At 58.5% G+C, this 15,300-nt stretch carries 18 protein-coding genes; 10 read left to right on the forward strand and 8 right to left on the reverse strand.

Annotation, left to right across the window (positions count from 1 at the left end):
- Nucleotides 1-70 precede the first annotated feature (70 nt).
- Nucleotides 71-835 (forward strand): phosphodiester glycosidase family protein, encoded by a 765-nt coding sequence (locus M0412_RS04125; protein WP_269699735.1) that lies wholly within the window; start codon nucleotides 71-73, stop codon nucleotides 833-835.
- Between the two features lie 324 nt (nucleotides 836-1,159).
- On the opposite strand, the gene M0412_RS04130 is transcribed toward M0412_RS04125, so the two are convergent.
- Both M0412_RS04130 and M0412_RS04135 read right to left on the reverse strand, forming a co-directional pair.
- On the reverse strand, nucleotides 1,160-1,510 hold the full coding sequence (locus M0412_RS04130; RefSeq protein WP_269699734.1) for a hypothetical protein: 351 nt from the start codon (nucleotides 1,508-1,510) through the stop codon (nucleotides 1,160-1,162).
- A 407-nt stretch (nucleotides 1,511-1,917) separates the two neighbouring features.
- Complete coding sequence (locus M0412_RS04135) at nucleotides 1,918-2,223, reverse strand: hypothetical protein (protein ID WP_269699840.1); 306 nt, start codon at nucleotides 2,221-2,223, stop codon at nucleotides 1,918-1,920.
- On the opposite strand from M0412_RS04135, the gene M0412_RS04140 reads away from it, so the two are divergent.
- Entirely contained in the window at nucleotides 2,222-3,625 is a 1,404-nt protein-coding gene (locus tag M0412_RS04140) for an L-serine ammonia-lyase (RefSeq protein WP_142840054.1), read from the forward strand. The genes M0412_RS04135 and M0412_RS04140 overlap by 2 nt on opposite strands.
- 65 nt (nucleotides 3,626-3,690) lie before the next feature.
- Nucleotides 3,691-4,128 (forward strand): DUF1489 family protein, encoded by a 438-nt coding sequence (locus tag M0412_RS04145; RefSeq protein ID WP_142840053.1) that lies wholly within the window; start codon nucleotides 3,691-3,693, stop codon nucleotides 4,126-4,128.
- Between the two features lie 89 nt (nucleotides 4,129-4,217).
- Here M0412_RS04145 and M0412_RS04150 read toward each other — a convergent pair whose 3' ends face one another.
- The 3 genes from M0412_RS04150 to M0412_RS04160 all read right to left on the reverse strand — a co-directional run bounded on the left by M0412_RS04150 (nucleotide 4,218) and on the right by M0412_RS04160 (nucleotide 6,956).
- Nucleotides 4,218-4,823, reverse strand: a complete 606-nt coding sequence (locus tag M0412_RS04150) for a transglutaminase-like cysteine peptidase (protein ID WP_046798293.1) — start codon at nucleotides 4,821-4,823, stop codon at nucleotides 4,218-4,220.
- 773 nt (nucleotides 4,824-5,596) lie between these two features.
- Nucleotides 5,597-6,214 (reverse strand): PilZ domain-containing protein, encoded by a 618-nt coding sequence (locus tag M0412_RS04155; RefSeq protein ID WP_269699733.1) that lies wholly within the window; start codon nucleotides 6,212-6,214, stop codon nucleotides 5,597-5,599.
- A gap of 184 nt (nucleotides 6,215-6,398) precedes the next feature.
- Complete coding sequence (locus M0412_RS04160; protein ID WP_269699732.1) at nucleotides 6,399-6,956, reverse strand: PAS domain-containing protein; 558 nt, start codon at nucleotides 6,954-6,956, stop codon at nucleotides 6,399-6,401.
- 359 nt (nucleotides 6,957-7,315) lie between these two features.
- Here M0412_RS04160 and M0412_RS04165 point away from each other — a divergent pair, with 359 nt between their 5' ends.
- The 3 genes from M0412_RS04165 to M0412_RS04175 all read left to right on the forward strand — a co-directional run bounded on the left by M0412_RS04165 (nucleotide 7,316) and on the right by M0412_RS04175 (nucleotide 9,288).
- On the forward strand, nucleotides 7,316-8,053 hold the full coding sequence (locus tag M0412_RS04165) for a rhomboid family intramembrane serine protease (RefSeq protein WP_269699731.1): 738 nt from the start codon (nucleotides 7,316-7,318) through the stop codon (nucleotides 8,051-8,053).
- 200 nt (nucleotides 8,054-8,253) lie between these two features.
- Nucleotides 8,254-8,688, forward strand: coding sequence for a CBS domain-containing protein (locus tag M0412_RS04170; RefSeq protein WP_142840048.1), 435 nt, complete (start codon nucleotides 8,254-8,256; stop codon nucleotides 8,686-8,688).
- Nucleotides 8,689-8,865: 177 nt separating this feature from the next.
- Nucleotides 8,866-9,288, forward strand: coding sequence for a hypothetical protein (locus M0412_RS04175; protein ID WP_269699730.1), 423 nt, complete (start codon nucleotides 8,866-8,868; stop codon nucleotides 9,286-9,288).
- 8 nt (nucleotides 9,289-9,296) lie between these two features.
- Here M0412_RS04175 and M0412_RS04180 read toward each other — a convergent pair whose 3' ends face one another.
- The 3 genes from M0412_RS04180 to folE all read right to left on the reverse strand — a co-directional run bounded on the left by M0412_RS04180 (nucleotide 9,297) and on the right by folE (nucleotide 11,534).
- Nucleotides 9,297-10,232, reverse strand: coding sequence for a patatin-like phospholipase family protein (locus tag M0412_RS04180; protein WP_269699729.1), 936 nt, complete (start codon nucleotides 10,230-10,232; stop codon nucleotides 9,297-9,299).
- A gap of 95 nt (nucleotides 10,233-10,327) precedes the next feature.
- Nucleotides 10,328-10,780: a phosphoribosyl-AMP cyclohydrolase gene (gene hisI / locus M0412_RS04185; RefSeq protein ID WP_269699728.1), complete on the reverse strand. Its 453-nt coding sequence runs from the start codon at nucleotides 10,778-10,780 to the stop codon at nucleotides 10,328-10,330.
- Nucleotides 10,781-10,907: 127 nt separating this feature from the next.
- Nucleotides 10,908-11,534 carry a GTP cyclohydrolase I FolE gene (gene folE, locus M0412_RS04190; protein WP_142840045.1) on the reverse strand — a complete coding sequence of 209 codons (627 nt, stop codon included), beginning with the start codon at nucleotides 11,532-11,534 and terminating at the stop codon, nucleotides 10,908-10,910.
- A gap of 281 nt (nucleotides 11,535-11,815) precedes the next feature.
- Here folE and M0412_RS04195 point away from each other — a divergent pair, with 281 nt between their 5' ends.
- The 4 genes from M0412_RS04195 to thrS all read left to right on the forward strand — a co-directional run bounded on the left by M0412_RS04195 (nucleotide 11,816) and on the right by thrS (nucleotide 15,276).
- Entirely contained in the window at nucleotides 11,816-12,262 is a 447-nt protein-coding gene (locus M0412_RS04195; protein WP_142840044.1) for an iron-sulfur cluster assembly scaffold protein, read from the forward strand.
- A gap of 3 nt (nucleotides 12,263-12,265) precedes the next feature.
- Nucleotides 12,266-12,625 carry a membrane protein insertion efficiency factor YidD gene (gene yidD, locus M0412_RS04200; RefSeq protein WP_142840043.1) on the forward strand — a complete coding sequence of 120 codons (360 nt, stop codon included), beginning with the start codon at nucleotides 12,266-12,268 and terminating at the stop codon, nucleotides 12,623-12,625.
- Nucleotides 12,622-13,146, forward strand: coding sequence for a DUF1697 domain-containing protein (locus tag M0412_RS04205; protein WP_269699727.1), 525 nt, complete (start codon nucleotides 12,622-12,624; stop codon nucleotides 13,144-13,146). The genes yidD and M0412_RS04205 overlap by 4 nt, the downstream gene beginning before the upstream one ends.
- Before the next feature lie 126 nt (nucleotides 13,147-13,272).
- A complete protein-coding gene (gene thrS / locus M0412_RS04210) occupies nucleotides 13,273-15,276 on the forward strand; it encodes a threonine--tRNA ligase (protein WP_142840041.1) in 2,004 nt (667 codons plus the stop codon).
- The last annotated feature ends 24 nt before the right edge of the window (nucleotides 15,277-15,300 follow it).

Here is a 15,300-nt window from a genome sequence, read left to right on the forward strand (position 1 = left end):
CAGGGGTGACGCCTTTTCTTTGACTGAATTTCCCTGCGAATGTTCCCCTGACGAGAATCACGGGGTGGGCATGAACAGATCGATGAAAAGACTGGCGAAGCTGCTGTTGCCATTGTTGCTGCCGTTTTCGGCGCAGGCCGGCGGGCAGGCGGATTTTTGCAAAAGCATGGACCATGCGGGCGGTCGCTACACCGTGTGCAGTTTCGATCCGGGAAAGAACACCATCCGGATCTATGATCGCGATCACGTTTCCGGGCAGGGATATCGCTCCTTCGCCGACCTGTCCTCCGCGCTCTGGCGGCAGCATATGTTCAGCATCTTCGCCATGAATGGCGGCATGTATCATTCCGACTATTCGCCGGTTGGTCTGTTTGTCGAAAATGGCGTGGAACGTTCGTCGATCAGCACCCGCGGCGGCTGGGGCAATTTTCACCTTCTGCCGAATGGCGTGTTTTATCTGAAAGACACGACGGCCGCCGTGCTGGAGACTGAGGCCTATCTGGCGGCAGACCCCAAGCCGGATTTCGCCACCCAGTCAGGGCCGATGCTGGTGATCGACGGCAAACTGCATCCGCGATTTCTGCCCGACAGCGACAGCCTGAAGCGACGCAACGGCGTCGGCGTCTCCCGCGATGGCATGGTGCATTTCGCCATTTCGGAAAATTCCGTGCGCTTCTACGATTTTGCCACACTGTTTCGGGATGTGCTGGATGCGCCGAACGCACTTTATCTCGACGGCACGATTTCGAGCGTCGACATTCCGGCCATGAACAGGCGGGATGCGTTGTTTCCCATGGGGCCGATCATCGCTGTTGTTGACCGGGTGCCGGATTAGATGTTCGCTTTCAGGAGGTTGTCCATTGACAGCGGGTCAAGGGTGCGTGGGGCTTTACCCCCCTCTGTCCTGCCGGACATCTCCCCCTCAAGGGGGGAGATCGATCTGCGGCAAGATCTCGCCCATCGCAACGTCGGCGAATGAAGCGGTGGTAATGCCGCTTGCCGATCTCCCCCCTTGAGGGGGAGATGTCCGGCAGGACAGAGGGGGGTAGAGCCCCACGCACCTCCGGTCCGTTGGCCAAGGACAACCTCCTGAAAGCTAACAGCTAGAGCGGGTTTTCGCCCGAAATCCCGCTCCAATCATCATGCTCCAGCCGGAAGATCAGATCGGCGCTTTTGGGTAAGCTTTTTCAAGACCCGCCGATGCGGTCAGCCCTTTGCGGAAGGCCAGATAAGCGGGGTGCTGGCTGGTTTTGGCGGCTTCCGCGAGGCGAATCTGCAGGCGGGCAGGGGCGTTGGCGCCGAGCCATTCACCGGCGGCTTCCAGTTTCAGGCTGTTGAGGAAGCGGGCATTGGCCTGCTGGTCGAGATATAGATTGAGGCCGGCCAGCAGGTTTTCATCCTGCAAGGCGTTTTCCATCAGCAACGACACCCATGCCTTGTCCTCGCTTGCAAGCGACGTCAGTTTCGAAGCGACCGTTTCGCGATCGGGAAAAGAGGATGCCTGCTGCATGGAGTGAGTCCCGTTGTCGTTATCCGTCGTCGTTAAAGCAGAGGTGTTGTGCTTTCAAGGCGCGGCGACCGCGGAATAAATTCGACTTTGCCGTGCCGGCGACCAAGGTTTTCAACAGGTGTTTGTACGAAAGCTTTAAATAACGGTTACACTTTAGCCTAAATTGAGGCGAAGGCCGAAATGCCGGTTTTGAAAGCCGCGCTCTAACACCTTGTTTTTTCATGCACCTATGCGCGGGGCGAATGGCAGCCCATCGAAAAAGCCTTCATTTAGCCGCTTTTTGCATTTGCGTTCGTCGCCGGATTTTAATAAATGCTTCTTCCAACGGGCCGGGTCTTGAAGATCCCCCGGAGAGTGAATAGCTGGAGTAATCATGGAAGAAACCGCTCAGAAATCTTGCTGGGGCGTTACCTTGCGCGCACTTGCAGGCTTTGCCGCTTTTCTCGCATTGACGTACATTTTTGGCAGCCCATAAGCACTTCTCCTGAATTGACGGGTTTTGAAAACGGCGCGGTTTCCTCTGGAAACCGTGCTGTTTTCGTTTCAGCGACCTGCATGTCGCAGCCGCAAAAGCCGGTGACGCTCTTCGTTCTTGCCGAAGCGCCGGATTTCTCCGAAAATCCCGACAGATTTTGCATCCGACGCTGTGGTGGCGATCCGTCGCGGCTTTGGATATGATGGTGGTGGAATCCATCAGTCAGGAAAAACTTCATGTTTCTTTCGGTCTTTGACGTCTTCAAGATCGGTATTGGTCCTTCAAGTTCCCACACGATGGGTCCGATGACGGCGGCCAACCGCTTTCTGGCGCTGATCCTCAGCGATGAGTGGCCGCGCCCGGCCGGTGCCAGCGTTTCGCGGCTGAAGGTCAGCCTGCATGGTTCGCTCGCCTTTACTGGCATTGGCCACGGCACCGGGCGTGCCGTCATTCTCGGCCTGACCGGCGAGCGGCCGGACCTTGTTGATCCCGACGCCATGGATGCGATCATCGAGACGGTGGAAAAGGCTGGCACGGTTACGCCGCCCGGACACCCGACCTACGAATTCCGGGCTGCCGAGGATTTGGTGTTCGACAAGAAGAACCCGCTGCCGGGCCATGCCAATGGCATGACCTTTTCCGCCTTCGACAATCAGGGCAGGCTGCTGGTCAAGCGCATCTATTATTCGGTCGGTGGCGGTTTCGTCGTGACCGATACCGAGTTGGAGGCAATCAAGCAGCGCGGCAAGACCATCGATAATGGTCCGCGCGTGCCCTATCCCTTCGCCTCGGCAAAAGAAATGCTGGAAATGGCGACCCGTTCCGGCCGCACCATCGCCCAGATGAAACGGGCGAATGAGGAGACGGTGGTTTCCCGCGACGAGTTGAACGACAGGCTCGACCAGATCTGGGAAGCGATGGACGGCTGTATCGAGCGCGGGCTGAAAGTCGACGGTATCATGCCAGGCGGCCTGAAGGTGCGCCGTCGTGCCCGTTCCATTTACGAAAAGCTGAATGCGGAATGGCGCAGCAACCGGTTCAATCCCGTCATGGCAAATGACTGGCTGAGCGTCTATGCCATGGCCGTCAACGAGGAAAATGCCGCCGGTGGCCGGGTGGTCACCGCGCCGACCAATGGTGCGGCGGGCGTCGTGCCGGCCACTGTCCGATATTTCCGGCATTTCCATGAGGATGCAACGGTTGACGACGTGCGTGACTTCCTGCTGACGGCGGCGGCAATTGGCGGCATCATCAAGCACAATGCCTCGATTTCCGGCGCGGAAGTGGGCTGTCAGGGCGAAGTTGGATCGGCGGCGGCCATGGCGGCGGCAGGTCTGGCGGCGGTCATGGGCGGCTCGCCCGAACAAATCGAAAATGCCGCTGAAATTGCGCTCGAACATCATCTCGGCATGACCTGTGACCCGATTGCCGGGCTGGTGCAGGTGCCCTGCATCGAGCGTAATGCGCTGGGGGCCGTGAAAGCTGTAACGGCGGCGTCGCTGGCGCTGAAGGGTGACGGCCAGCATTTCGTGCCGCTCGACGCCTGCATCGAAACCATGCGTCAGACCGGCAACGACATGAGCGAGAAATACAAGGAAACCTCCACCGGTGGCCTTGCCGTCAACGTTGTGGAGTGCTGAGCGGGCAGGGCGGCCGGCATCGTCCAGATGCTTGACGCCTGCCGTAAAAAGGCATTGATAGGGATATGCCTTTACATCTCATCAAACTTTGCGTTGGCGCGGATTCACTCCAGGATTTGAGGGACTGGGTCGCGCAGCGCTCGCTGACCGCGATGGCCGCAGGTCTGGAACCGCACAGCGTGCACACCACCCGCATGATCCCCAAAAGGGCCGAGGAATTGCTGGAAGGCGGCTCGCTCTACTGGGTCATCAAGGGGCAGGTGCAGGCGCGGCAGAAGCTTCTCGATCTCCGTTCCTTCAAGGGGGAAGACGGGATTACCCGCTGCGATCTCATTCTTGGCCCCGAAGTGATTGAGACGTCACCCGCGCCGAAGCGGCCGTTTCAGGGCTGGCGTTATCTCAAGGACGATGAAGCGCCCCGTGATCTCGGTGGCGGTGGTTTCGGCGGTGAGGACATGCCATCCGATCTGAGGCGCGAACTTGCCGAGCTTGGACTGCTCTGACACTTGTAGCTCTTTACGACAATGAAAAAGCCGGCCTCCTTGCGGAGCCGGCTTTTTCATTTGGGGAGACTTTAGTGGGGTAGCTGGTGTTAGCGGATGCCGCCAACCGCATTGGTGGCGCGGCCATCCTGAATTTTCACCCAGCGACCCGGATTGGCGGTGTCCTGACGCTTCAGGTAGGTATATTCGGTTTCCGACCAGTTCATGACCTTGTTGCGCATGTTGTCGAGTACGAAATCGCCGCGATCGGTACGAACGGTCAGAACGGCATGGCCTTCGCCATTCGGCTGCAGAACGACGGTGATAAGCAGGTTGGAAGCCGAGAAGCCCTTGTTCATCAGCATCTTGCGCTTCAGAAGCACGAAATCTTCGCAATCGCCAACCGTGGTGGGGTATGCCCAGCGCTCTTCAACGCCGTAGATTTCCATGTCGGTCATCGGCGTGATCGTGGTGTTGGCGGTGTAGTTGACGTCGAGCATCGCCTTCCAGCGCTCTTCGGTCAGCTTCATCGGGCCGGTGTCAACCGAGGTCGCCTGGCACTCGCTCTGATAGGTCTGGCAGAATTCATAGTGGCCGATCGGCGGATTGGCCTTGCCGATGACGCGCATGACGGCAGCCGGCGAAGCGCTGGCCTGCTGGGCGAAGGCGCTGACGATGAATGCGATCAGGACGAAAACGATACGGTTGTTGTTCATTGCTTGTCTCCCCGTGTTGAGGAGACATTCGCAGGTATATTTTGATCCGGCGGAAATTTGCGAGAGGCAATTTGAGTTTAAATTTCAGCAAATTAGCCGCTGTTTTGAACTGTATTTGAATCAAATTTTACGGGTATTCGAAGCAAATTTTATTACAATTTTACGGATCGCGGCCTTAGGTTTTTGGTAGCCATTTATGCCGCTGTATTGACAGCGATTTTCTGGGCGGGGCGATTTTCACAGCCGCGTGAAGTCTTCAGGAGAAGCCGGGCGGGGGAGCGGATTTCCCGTTTTGGGATGGATGTTTCAGGTTGGGACGCCATGAAAAAGCGGCGAAAAAAACTTCAAAAAAACTGCTTTTTTTGCGGAAAAATGTTTTGAGCGAGCGCTTTGCGTTTCGATCTGCGCCATTGCCGAGCCGGAATTGAAGAGTTTGGTGTGCCACCACCGCGCATCCAAAGGGATGGGAAGTAGGGCTGGGACGGCATCCCGCGCTGAAGTGTTTCAATTTTGCGGTGTCGTCCTTGCATCGGAAGCCCGTCAAAACGGATAGACGCGACGGGGCGACTTCTGAGATCAAGGGTTTGGCTGGCTGGATTCTGGCGGAAGGTCGCACGGCGGAAAAGAAAAGCTGCAACAGATGCCCGTCAATACCGGGCGTACAGCCGTCACACATTTCAGCGATACGGAAGTGAGTTTGCCAGGAATGTTGGGCATTCCTGACGTCATGGATTTTCGGCTGTTAATGGTTGCCCAGGTGCCGAGGCGGCGATTTAGAGAAATTCGATCAGCGCGTCGGGAGACTGGACGCGGTCGAATTCGACTGCGACGCCTTCCATGAAGTGGCGCACGATCTTGCCGCTCATGTTCTTGCCGAGCTGGACCCGGCTGCCGAGCGGCGGACGGTTTTCGACTTCGATGGCTGCACCGGACAGGGAAAGGTCGATCAGCCGGCAGGAGACGAGCACGCCATCTTCCAGAACCAGATGCGCCTTGGCATTGCGCGGCGTCAGTCGGTCGTGGCGGCGGTCTTCCGGCAGGCCGAGAAGCTGGCGCTTGGCGATCCATGCCAGCTGGGCGGCGAGCTTTTCCCGCTTGCGCTCCGGCGCATTGATGCTGATGACGAAGCCGGAGGCGGTGAGTGACGTTACCGAGCCTTCGATCCGGCCGATATGCTGGAGATAAGCGATGACGCGGTCACCATTGCGGGCCATGCCCGAGCAGGTGAACTGCGCTCTTTCAGCGGTCATCTCGGTTGCGGTGCAGTCATATTCTTCATGGTCGGGCAACATGAGGCGGCCGGAAAAGGACACGGCGACGGCGTCGTCAAGCGGAACCTCTTCAACCGGACGCAGGATTTGGGCAGTGTTGACCGAACGAGATGAAAACATGGACAGCGCAATTGTAACGGATGATGATGACAAATCTCTACTCTGCGCGGGTTAACAGACTGTATTACTTGATATCTACAATTCTTACGATCGGCGATATCGTTACAGCTTTGACCTATTTTCGGCAAAGATTCCGGGTTGCAGGGCGCCATCCGTCCTCACATTGAAGGTGGAACGGGGGCCGTCAACAGCTCCCCGCGAATGGTGTGAAAGCCGTATGCGCCTTTGCCGAATATTGCGTCTGCGCGATATCCATCTGCAGCAGGCGGCTGCTCTTCATCCAAAGGCAATTGATGGGGGTGGCGAATTCGTGACGCGGATGTGCCGGAAGCAAGGCGCCGAGCAGCCGTGGGGCGGTACCTTCGTCCGGACGCAGCGGCAGCAGCAGCATTTCGAATGCCAGCGGTGCTGCGCCATAGTCATCCTCCGCCTCGACATCGAAGACGACGGGTAATTGATGTTGCAGGATACCGCGCGCGACGCGGCAGGGGAAAACGGCCTTTGCCGCCGGCCATAGTTCCGAAAACGGGCGGTCGCGCAGTTCCCGGCCAAACAGGTCACAGATGCGCGTGCCGGCGAGGCGGAAGAAAGGCGCTTCCTCTCCCTTTTCCGTCAGGATGAAGAGATCACCGAGATGATGTTTCAACTTTGCGGGATCGATGTCTTCGCGACGGGGTGCGGGCCTGTTGCCGCGCAACTCGTCCCAATAGTTATATATGTCCAGTCCGGCCATGCTTTTCATAGCGCCGTTCTCCATGTTCGCTTTTGGGACATCATGTCCATTCGAACGCCTGTATGGGGAGGTGTAGCGATTTTCATGCCAGCCGGTTTTGTTAAGGTTAACAAAGAGTTGATATTGCGCGGCGACGAAGCCCGTGGCATCGGTGCGGCCATGTCGGGGACAAACTCCGGTCAGAGCACAATTGATGGCAGCGCCCGTGATTTTTCGGCGTGGCCGCAAGCCGGACTGCCTTTGGCGGCGGCGCTTGAACCGGCCCCGGTTTTGGCGTCAGCTGCGGGAAAGGCAGGACGGCTTTTTTTTCGTCCGGGCTTCCTATATTGCTCGGAAGATAGAAATTTCGACAAGACAGGGATGCGATCATGTCCTACGGGGACGGCGAACAGCAGCCGGTTTCGGAAACGCCGGAGCCGAAAGACGACACGAACAATCCCGTCTTCAACCTGCCGCCGCTTCTCGTCGGCATATTGGCGGCGCTCCTGGTTGCCTATGTGGTTCCTGCCTATCTCCTGTCGGAGGATGGCAACGGCTGGTTCATCTTCACCTTCGGCTTCATTCCGCTGCGTTATGCCGTGCCTTTCTCCCAGCAGGGGCTGGAATGGCTCTGGACGCCGGTCAGTTATTCTTTCCTGCATGGCGGCATCGAACATATTCTGTTTAATGGATTGTGGCTGATGGCCTTTGGCGCACCGGTTCTGCGCCGGATCGGAACATTGCGCTTCGTGCTGTTATGGTGCATTTCCGCCGCCGTTTCGGCCTTCGGCCATGCGGCGTTGAACTGGGGCGATGTCACGGTGCTGATTGGCGCGTCCGGCGTTGTTTCGGCATTGATGGGAGCAGCCTGCCGTTTCGTTTTCCCCGCCCGTGGTGGCTACAACGCCTCTTTCGGCCATCTGATGCCGCGGCAGGGCATTCTGGAGGCGCTTTCCAACCGCACCGTGCTGATCTTCACGCTGATGTGGCTGTTCGGCAATGTGCTGATCGCAGTCGGCATACCGCTGTTCGGCGATGTCGGTGGTGAAATCGCCTGGGACGCGCATGTTTTCGGCTTTCTGCTGGGCTTCCTGTTCTTCGGCCTGTTTGATCGCCCGCTGCGCTAAAGCGGGCCCGGCAGAGGCGCGCCGCGGTTTGTGGCGGCGCATCGAAGCGATCACGCTCCTTGTCGACCATGGCGCAAATTTGCTTGGGCGCGTCCCATCCGGGATTGCATTCACACGGGCCTCAGCGCACCATGCTTCATGATTTGCAACCGCCGGGGGAGACTGCGGCGTGCTGTGATCGCTGAAAAGAGGAGGAAGGCATGCCAACATTCGTAAAGGATCTTCTCGACCGCAAGGGCCGGGATGTCGTGACCGTGGGGCCGGAGGTCAGCATCGGCGAGGCAGCGGGAACGCTGCATGCGCACAAGATCGGTTCGGTCGTCGTGACGGATGCCGATGGTGTCGTTCTCGGCATTTTCACGGAACGTGATCTGGTGAAGGCCGTGGCGGGCCAGGGCGCCGCTTCCCTGCTGCAATCCGTCTCCGTGGCCATGACCAAAAACGTCATCCGCTGTCATCACAATTCTACCACCGACGAGCTGATGGAAATCATGACCGGTGGGCGTTTCCGCCATATTCCGGTCGAGGAAAACGGCCGCCTTGCCGGTATTATCTCCATCGGTGACGTGGTGAAGGCGCGGATCGGCGAGATCGAGGCCGAGGCGGAACACATCAAGGCCTATATTGCCGGCTGAAGCTTTGCGCAGGGGGCAGGGCATTTCCGGTAAAAGTGCGTATCGGTTTTATGTCGGGATAACGGCTAAAACGAAGAGATGGAGCACTCCGAACGATTCCGTTCAGACGGGGCGTGCCCTATGCCGGGTCAACAAAGTTCTGCTCCCAATGCGACTCGTGGCGTCAAGGGGAACACTGTGACGACACTTAGAATTTACGATCTCAAACAGCACGTCCTTGCTCTTGGTCTGAGGGACTTGCTGCGGCTTTTGGCACCTGGCTCGTTCGAAGCAAATTGGGTTGTTTCGACCGTCAAGTCGTCCAAATCCGGGCACGAATGGTTTGAGGCCACAGGTGAAGGTGGCGAGCAGTTGGAAGAATTAGCGCGGCACAATGCCCAGCTTTTGGGCTCTGAATTAGCAGCCTTGGCAGAGAATACGCGGCAGGTTATCTGGGGTGAGTTTGTCGGTTCGGAACCAACGCAGTCGGACAAGACTTGGGTTACAATCCGAGCCATCGACAGTACGTTTTACGAGATCGATACAGACGATGAAGCGGTGCTGAGTAAAATCAATTCAATTTACAAAGACGTACGAACCGGAGAGGCTCCGGGTACGTAGGACTTTCCTTAGCGCCGGAACGCCTGCTGCATGCGCTCCAGTTCGGGAATGCGCGCACGCGTTTCCTGATATCCCCTGTCGATGGCTTCGCTGGCGCGATGGAATTCCGACAGGCCGATATCGTTGATGCGCGGATGCAACATGAGGTCGGGCGGATCGCCGGCGAGGCGCGAGCGTGAAATCCGGTCCTGAATGATGTTGAAGGCCTGTACCATGACGCCCGGCAGGCCGGGACGCGGGGTGCTTTCCACGGCCGGAGCGGAACCTGCATGTGGCGAGGCTGCATGCTTGACCACGGCGGAACGGCCAAACAGATCGTAATTGAGATTGACGGCAACGACCAGCGCCTGCTCATAAGCCCGGCAAACCGAAACCGGCACGGGATTGACCAGCGCGCCATCGATCAAAGTGCGGCCGTTGCATTGCACCGGTTCGAAAATTCCCGGCAGCGCATAGGATGAGCGAAGCGCCGTGACGAGATCACCCTGATGGATCCAGACCTCATGGCCGGTGCGCAGTTCCGTGGCGACGGCGATGAAGGGATGTTCGAGGTTCTCGACGCGCAGGCCTTCCAGATGTTCCTGCATGCGTTTGGTCAGCCGCATGCCGCCAAACAGGCCGCCGCCGCCGATCGTCAGGTCCAGCAGGCCGGCAATGCGGCGCATGGTCAGCGAACGGGCGAATTCTTCCAGCTCATCGAGCTTGCCGGCCAGATAACACCCGCCGACCAGAGCGCCGATCGAGGTGCCGGCAATCATGCCGATCTTCACGCCTGCCTCGTCCAGCGCCCGCAGGACGCCGATATGGGCCCAGCCGCGTGCCGCCCCGCCACCGAGCGCCAGCGCGATGCGGCGCGTATCAACGCGCTCGCTGACGATGGGCGGCTCCATGTCTTCGGGGTTTCCAGCCGCGAGCTGATTGCGACGATTTCCCCATCCCAACATGATCGCACTCCCTGCCAGTTCCGTGAGGCTCCGTCCTATCCCCGGAACCTGCTATATTGGTAGCAAATTGGTGCGGCCGATGGAAGCCGGGCCGTTTAGGTGCCGGAATAGGTGGTCGCCGGATCAAAATGACGGGTATCGTCGGTGATTTTGGTCACGGCTTCGCCATCAGACATTTCCACGGTGCGATAAAAGCAGGAGCGGCGGCCGGTATGGCAGGTGGCATCATGGCCAGCGACGGAGACTTTCAGCCACACGGCGTCCTGATCACAATCGGTGCGGAATTCCTTCACCGTCTGCAGGTTGCCGGATGTTTCGCCCTTCTTCCAGATCTTGTCGCGAGAGCGGCTGTAATAGTGGGCGATGCCCGTTTCCAGCGTCAGCGACAGGGCTTCGGCATTCATATGGGCGACCATCAGCAATTCACCGTCGCGAGCGTCGGTGACCACGGCGGTAACGAGGCCGTTGGCATCGAATTTTGGCGAAAAAAGGCCTGCGTTTTCGAGCACTTCCTTATCCGCTGGCGCGGATGGAAAGGGAATGGACATGGTAACCCCGGAAACTGAACTGGCGGAACGATCAGAGCGGCGAAAGAACGGAATCGATTCCGCCACTCCAGGTCTTATCTGATCACCGGATTTCCCGAAAACCGCGCTGTGCGATTCGGTCCGATGCCTAGCGGTTCCGCACCATGGTCATGAAGCGGACCTGCTCGGCCGGGTCGTTCTTGAACGAGCCGGTGAAGCTGGTGGTCAGCGTTGTCGACCCCTGCTTGTTGACGCCGCGCATGGACATGCACATATGTTCGGCGTCGATCATGACGGCCACGCCACGCGGTTTCAGCGTTTCTTCGATGGATCTGGCGATCTGCGCGGTCATGTTTTCCTGCGTCTGCAGGCGGCGGCCGAAGATTTCGACAACGCGGGCAATCTTCGACAGGCCAAGCACGCGGCCAGCCGGAAGATAGGCGACATGCGCCTTGCCGACGATCGGCACCATATGGTGTTCGCAATGGGAGAAGAACGGGATGTCGCGCACCAGCACCACATCGTCATAACCGCCGACTTCCTCGAAGGTCGTGCCGAGCACGTCCTGAACATTCAGCTCATAACCGGCGAAGAGTTCGCGATAGGCCTTGGCGACACGCTTCGGCGTATCCAGAAGTCCTTCACGGGCAGGATTTTCTCCCGCCCAGCGCAGAAGAACGCGTACTGCTTCTTCAGCTTCCGCCTGGCTTGGGCGAGCCTCGGCCACGTCGGGTTTTGTGCCAGCGCCGGGGAAATTCTTCACGATCGCATCCATTTCGTCTCTCCCGATGCGGGTAAAGGCCGCACCTGAACTCGTTTTTCATCGCGAACTCATGTTCGCAGTTGCTGCTATCTGGTTGTTTTACAGCATTTTGGCAAGGCCGCTGCTGATAATTCGGTATCGAAGCCGTTAATTTCATCATGGCTTGATGTCCAGAAAGCTCGTTAGCATATAATGAGAATGAAGGGCAGGAAAGCTTCACTGCGACAAACGCTGTGTTTGAAAAATCTGACCTGTCCCGTTTTGGGCATTTTGAGCGCGCCGGACACCTGACGATGGATGACATCTACAATAACCGCATTCTGGACTTTGCCGGGAATATTCCGCTGATCGGTGTTCTTGAGGATGCCGATGCCAGCGCCGAAAAACACTCCCGGCTATGCGGCTCGAAGCTCAAGGTCTATCTGAAGGTGAAAGACGGCATCGTGACCGGATTTTCGCACGAGGTTCGTGCCTGCGCGCTTGGTCAGGCGTCTTCTTCCATCATGGCGCATCATGTCATCGGCGCTTCCAGCGGTGAAATCCGCCAGGCGCGGGAAGATATGCTGGCCATGCTGAAACAGGGCGGCGAGGGGCCGACGGGCCGTTTTGAGGATATGCGGGTGCTTTCCCCCGTCCGGGATTTCAAGGCGCGCCACGCCTCCACCATGCTGACTTTCGAAGCGGTGGTCGATGCGCTCGACCAGATCGAAGGCCGGCCGGTTCTGAACGCTGCGGGTTAGACGATGTGCGGCGAACCGGGCTGCCGGCACCAGCAGACAGCGGTGAAAGCGGGACGATCCCGCAACTGGGCTGGCGCTTTCGCCAAAACACCGGGACGGCTTTTCGGCGTCGGTTTTATCAGGCTTTATCAGCTCACACTTTCCGGTTTCATTGGCAATTCCTGCCGCCATATCCCCACCTGTTCCGAATATGGTTATGAGGCGATTGCCCGCCACGGGCTCTGGGCAGGCGGCTGGATGACGCTGTTTCGCGTGGCGCGCTGCGGCCCGGGCGGCACCAGCGGGCTCGACCCGGTGCCGGAAACGCTCGGTGAAAAGCGACGCTGGTGGGCACCCTGGCGTTACTGGAGCCTGCGCCGATGAGTGAGTATGTGGCGCTGCTGCACAGCATCGTTCTTGGCGCCGGCAAGCGGCTGGTGATGGCCGATCTGCGGGCGATGGCCGGGGAACTGGGATTTCAGGACTGCAGAACGCTGGTTGCCACCGGAAATCTGGTCTTTCGTGGTGAGGCAGCTCCCGTTTACGAGATCGAGGACAGGCTCGAGCGCGCTTTTGAGGCGCGGTTCGGCAAACATGTCGATATACTCGTTCGCGCGGGCGGCGACTGGCTGAGGCTGGCGTCAGACAATCCGTTTCCGCATGGCAATTCTCCTGACGTCTGCATTCGGGTGATGCGGGAGCCGCTTGGCGAGGACGTTCTTGGATCACTCGAGAAATATCGTCAGCAGGAAAAGATTGCCGTGGTCGGCGGCGACCTTTGGATCGATTTTCAAGGCAAGCCGAGCGAGAGCCGGTTGCTGTCAGTCCTGACCACGAAAAGGCTTGGCATAGGCACGACCCGTAATGCCAATACCGTCAACGGGCTGGCGAAAATGCTCGGCTGAAATGCCCTTCACCTTTGACTGGAATGGCAAAAGCCTTTATCAGCCTGCCTGTTCGCTTATCGCGGGCAAATCATTATTCCAACACCACCCGCATTCGTTGGCGGGACTGGACAGGAGCACTAGACGATGTCTGAAGCCATTTCCCTTACATTTCCCGATGGATCCGTGCGCAGCTACCCCGCCGGTACGACCGGCCGTGAGGTCGCCGAATCCATTTCCAAATCGCTTGCCAAGAAGGCTGTCGCCATTGCGCTTGATGGCACCGTGCGCGATTTGTCCGAGACCATCACCGATGGCAAAATCGAGATCGTCACGCGTGAAGACGGGCGTGCGCTGGAGCTCATCCGCCACGATGCCGCGCACGTGATGGCTGAGGCCGTGCAGGAGCTGTGGCCCGGCACGCAGGTGACGATCGGTCCGGTGATCGAAAACGGCTTTTATTACGACTTCGCCAAGAACGAACCTTTCACGCCGGAAGATCTGCCGAAGATCGAAAAGCGGATGAAGGAAATCATCCAGCGCAACAAGTCGTTTACCCGCGAAATCTGGTCGCGCGAAAAGGCCAAGGAAGTTTTTGCCGCCAAGGGCGAGAACTACAAGGTCGAGCTGGTTGATGCCATTCCAGAAGGCCAGGACCTGAAGATCTATTATCAGGGCGACTGGTTCGATCTTTGCCGTGGCCCGCATATGGCCTCCACGGGGCAGATCGGTACGGCCTTCAAGCTGATGAAGGTGGCCGGCGCCTATTGGCGCGGTGACAGCAACAATGCGATGCTGTCGCGTATCTATGGCACCGCCTGGGCGACGCAGGAAGAGCTGGACAATTATCTCCACATTCTGGCCGAAGCTGAAAAGCGTGATCACCGCCGCCTCGGCCGCGAAATGGACCTGTTCCATTTCCAGGAGGAGGGCCCGGGCGTCGTGTTCTGGCACGGCAAGGGCTGGCGCATGTTCCAGACGCTGACGGCCTATATGCGCCGCCGGCTCGCCAATACCTATCAGGAAGTCAACGCGCCACAGGTGCTGGACAAATCGCTGTGGGAAACCTCCGGTCACTGGGGCTGGTATCAGGAAAACATGTTCGCGGTGAAATCCGCCCATGCCTTTACCCATCCCGATGACGAGGAAGCCGATCAGCGCGTCTTCGCATTGAAGCCGATGAACTGCCCCGGTCACGTTCAGATCTTCAAGCATGGCTTGAAGTCTTACCGCGAAATGCCGGTTCGCCTTGCGGAATTCGGCAATGTCCATCGCTACGAGGCATCGGGCGCGCTGCATGGCCTGATGCGCGTGCGTGGCTTCACACAGGACGATGCGCATGTCTTCTGCACGGAAGAGCAGATGGCGGCGGAATGCCTGCGCATCAACGACCTGATCCTCTCGGTTTACGAGGATTTCGGTTTCAGCGAGATTGTCGTCAAGCTGTCTACGCGCCCGGAAAAGCGCGTCGGTTCCGACGATCTGTGGGACCGCGCCGAAAGCGTGATGACGGATGTTCTGCATACCATCGAGGAACAGTCCGGCGGTCGCATCAAAACCGGTATCCTGCCGGGCGAGGGCGCTTTCTACGGGCCGAAGTTCGAATATACGCTGAAGGACGCCATCGGCCGTGAATGGCAGTGCGGCACGACGCAGGTGGACTTCAACCTGCCGGAACGCTTCGGCGCCTTCTATATCGACCAGAATTCCGAAAAGACGCAGCCGGTGATGATCCATCGCGCCATCTGCGGTTCGATGGAGCGCTTCCTCGGTATCCTGATCGAGAATTTCGCCGGCCATATGCCGCTGTGGTTCGCACCGCTTCAGGTGGTTGTCGCCACCATCACCTCGGATGCCGACGATTACGGCCGCGAGGTTGCTGAGGCGCTGCGCGAGGCTGGCATGGTGGTGGAGACCGATTTCCGCAACGAGAAGATCAACTACAAGGTCCGTGAGCATTCGGTGACCAAGGTTCCGGTCATCATCGTCTGCGGCCGCAAGGAAGCGGAAGAGCGCACCGTCAACATCCGCCGCCTCGGTTCGCAGAACCAGACGCCGATGTCGCTGGAAGACGCGATTACCAGCCTCGTGGACGAGGCGACTCCGCCGGATGTGAAGCGCAAGCTTGCGGCGAAGAAGCAGGTTGCCTGATGAAGATGACGGCCCCTTCGGGGG

Source organism: Agrobacterium sp. O3.4 (genome assembly GCF_041414895.1).
Classification (GTDB): domain Bacteria; phylum Pseudomonadota; class Alphaproteobacteria; order Rhizobiales; family Rhizobiaceae; genus Agrobacterium; species Agrobacterium cucumeris.

Coding starts and splice junctions, on each gene's coding strand:
- M0412_RS04125 (WP_269699735.1), top strand. CDS start 71: ATGAACAGATCGATGAAAAGACTGGCGAAGCTGCTGTTGCCATTGTTG.
- M0412_RS04150 (WP_046798293.1), bottom strand. CDS start 4,823: ATGAACAACAACCGTATCGTTTTCGTCCTGATCGCATTCATCGTCAGC.
- M0412_RS04140 (WP_142840054.1), top strand. CDS start 2,222: ATGTTTCTTTCGGTCTTTGACGTCTTCAAGATCGGTATTGGTCCTTCA.
- M0412_RS04130 (WP_269699734.1), bottom strand. CDS start 1,510: ATGCAGCAGGCATCCTCTTTTCCCGATCGCGAAACGGTCGCTTCGAAA.
- yidD (WP_142840043.1), top strand. CDS start 12,266: ATGTGCGGCGAACCGGGCTGCCGGCACCAGCAGACAGCGGTGAAAGCG.
- hisI (WP_269699728.1), bottom strand. CDS start 10,780: ATGTCCATTCCCTTTCCATCCGCGCCAGCGGATAAGGAAGTGCTCGAA.
- M0412_RS04180 (WP_269699729.1), bottom strand. CDS start 10,232: ATGTTGGGATGGGGAAATCGTCGCAATCAGCTCGCGGCTGGAAACCCC.
- M0412_RS04170 (WP_142840048.1), top strand. CDS start 8,254: ATGCCAACATTCGTAAAGGATCTTCTCGACCGCAAGGGCCGGGATGTC.
- M0412_RS04205 (WP_269699727.1), top strand. CDS start 12,622: ATGAGTGAGTATGTGGCGCTGCTGCACAGCATCGTTCTTGGCGCCGGC.
- folE (WP_142840045.1), bottom strand. CDS start 11,534: ATGGATGCGATCGTGAAGAATTTCCCCGGCGCTGGCACAAAACCCGAC.
- M0412_RS04195 (WP_142840044.1), top strand. CDS start 11,816: ATGGATGACATCTACAATAACCGCATTCTGGACTTTGCCGGGAATATT.
- M0412_RS04135 (WP_269699840.1), bottom strand. CDS start 2,223: ATGAAGTTTTTCCTGACTGATGGATTCCACCACCATCATATCCAAAGC.
- M0412_RS04155 (WP_269699733.1), bottom strand. CDS start 6,214: ATGTTTTCATCTCGTTCGGTCAACACTGCCCAAATCCTGCGTCCGGTT.
- M0412_RS04165 (WP_269699731.1), top strand. CDS start 7,316: ATGTCCTACGGGGACGGCGAACAGCAGCCGGTTTCGGAAACGCCGGAG.
- M0412_RS04145 (WP_142840053.1), top strand. CDS start 3,691: ATGCCTTTACATCTCATCAAACTTTGCGTTGGCGCGGATTCACTCCAG.
- thrS (WP_142840041.1), top strand. CDS start 13,273: ATGTCTGAAGCCATTTCCCTTACATTTCCCGATGGATCCGTGCGCAGC.
- M0412_RS04160 (WP_269699732.1), bottom strand. CDS start 6,956: ATGAAAAGCATGGCCGGACTGGACATATATAACTATTGGGACGAGTTG.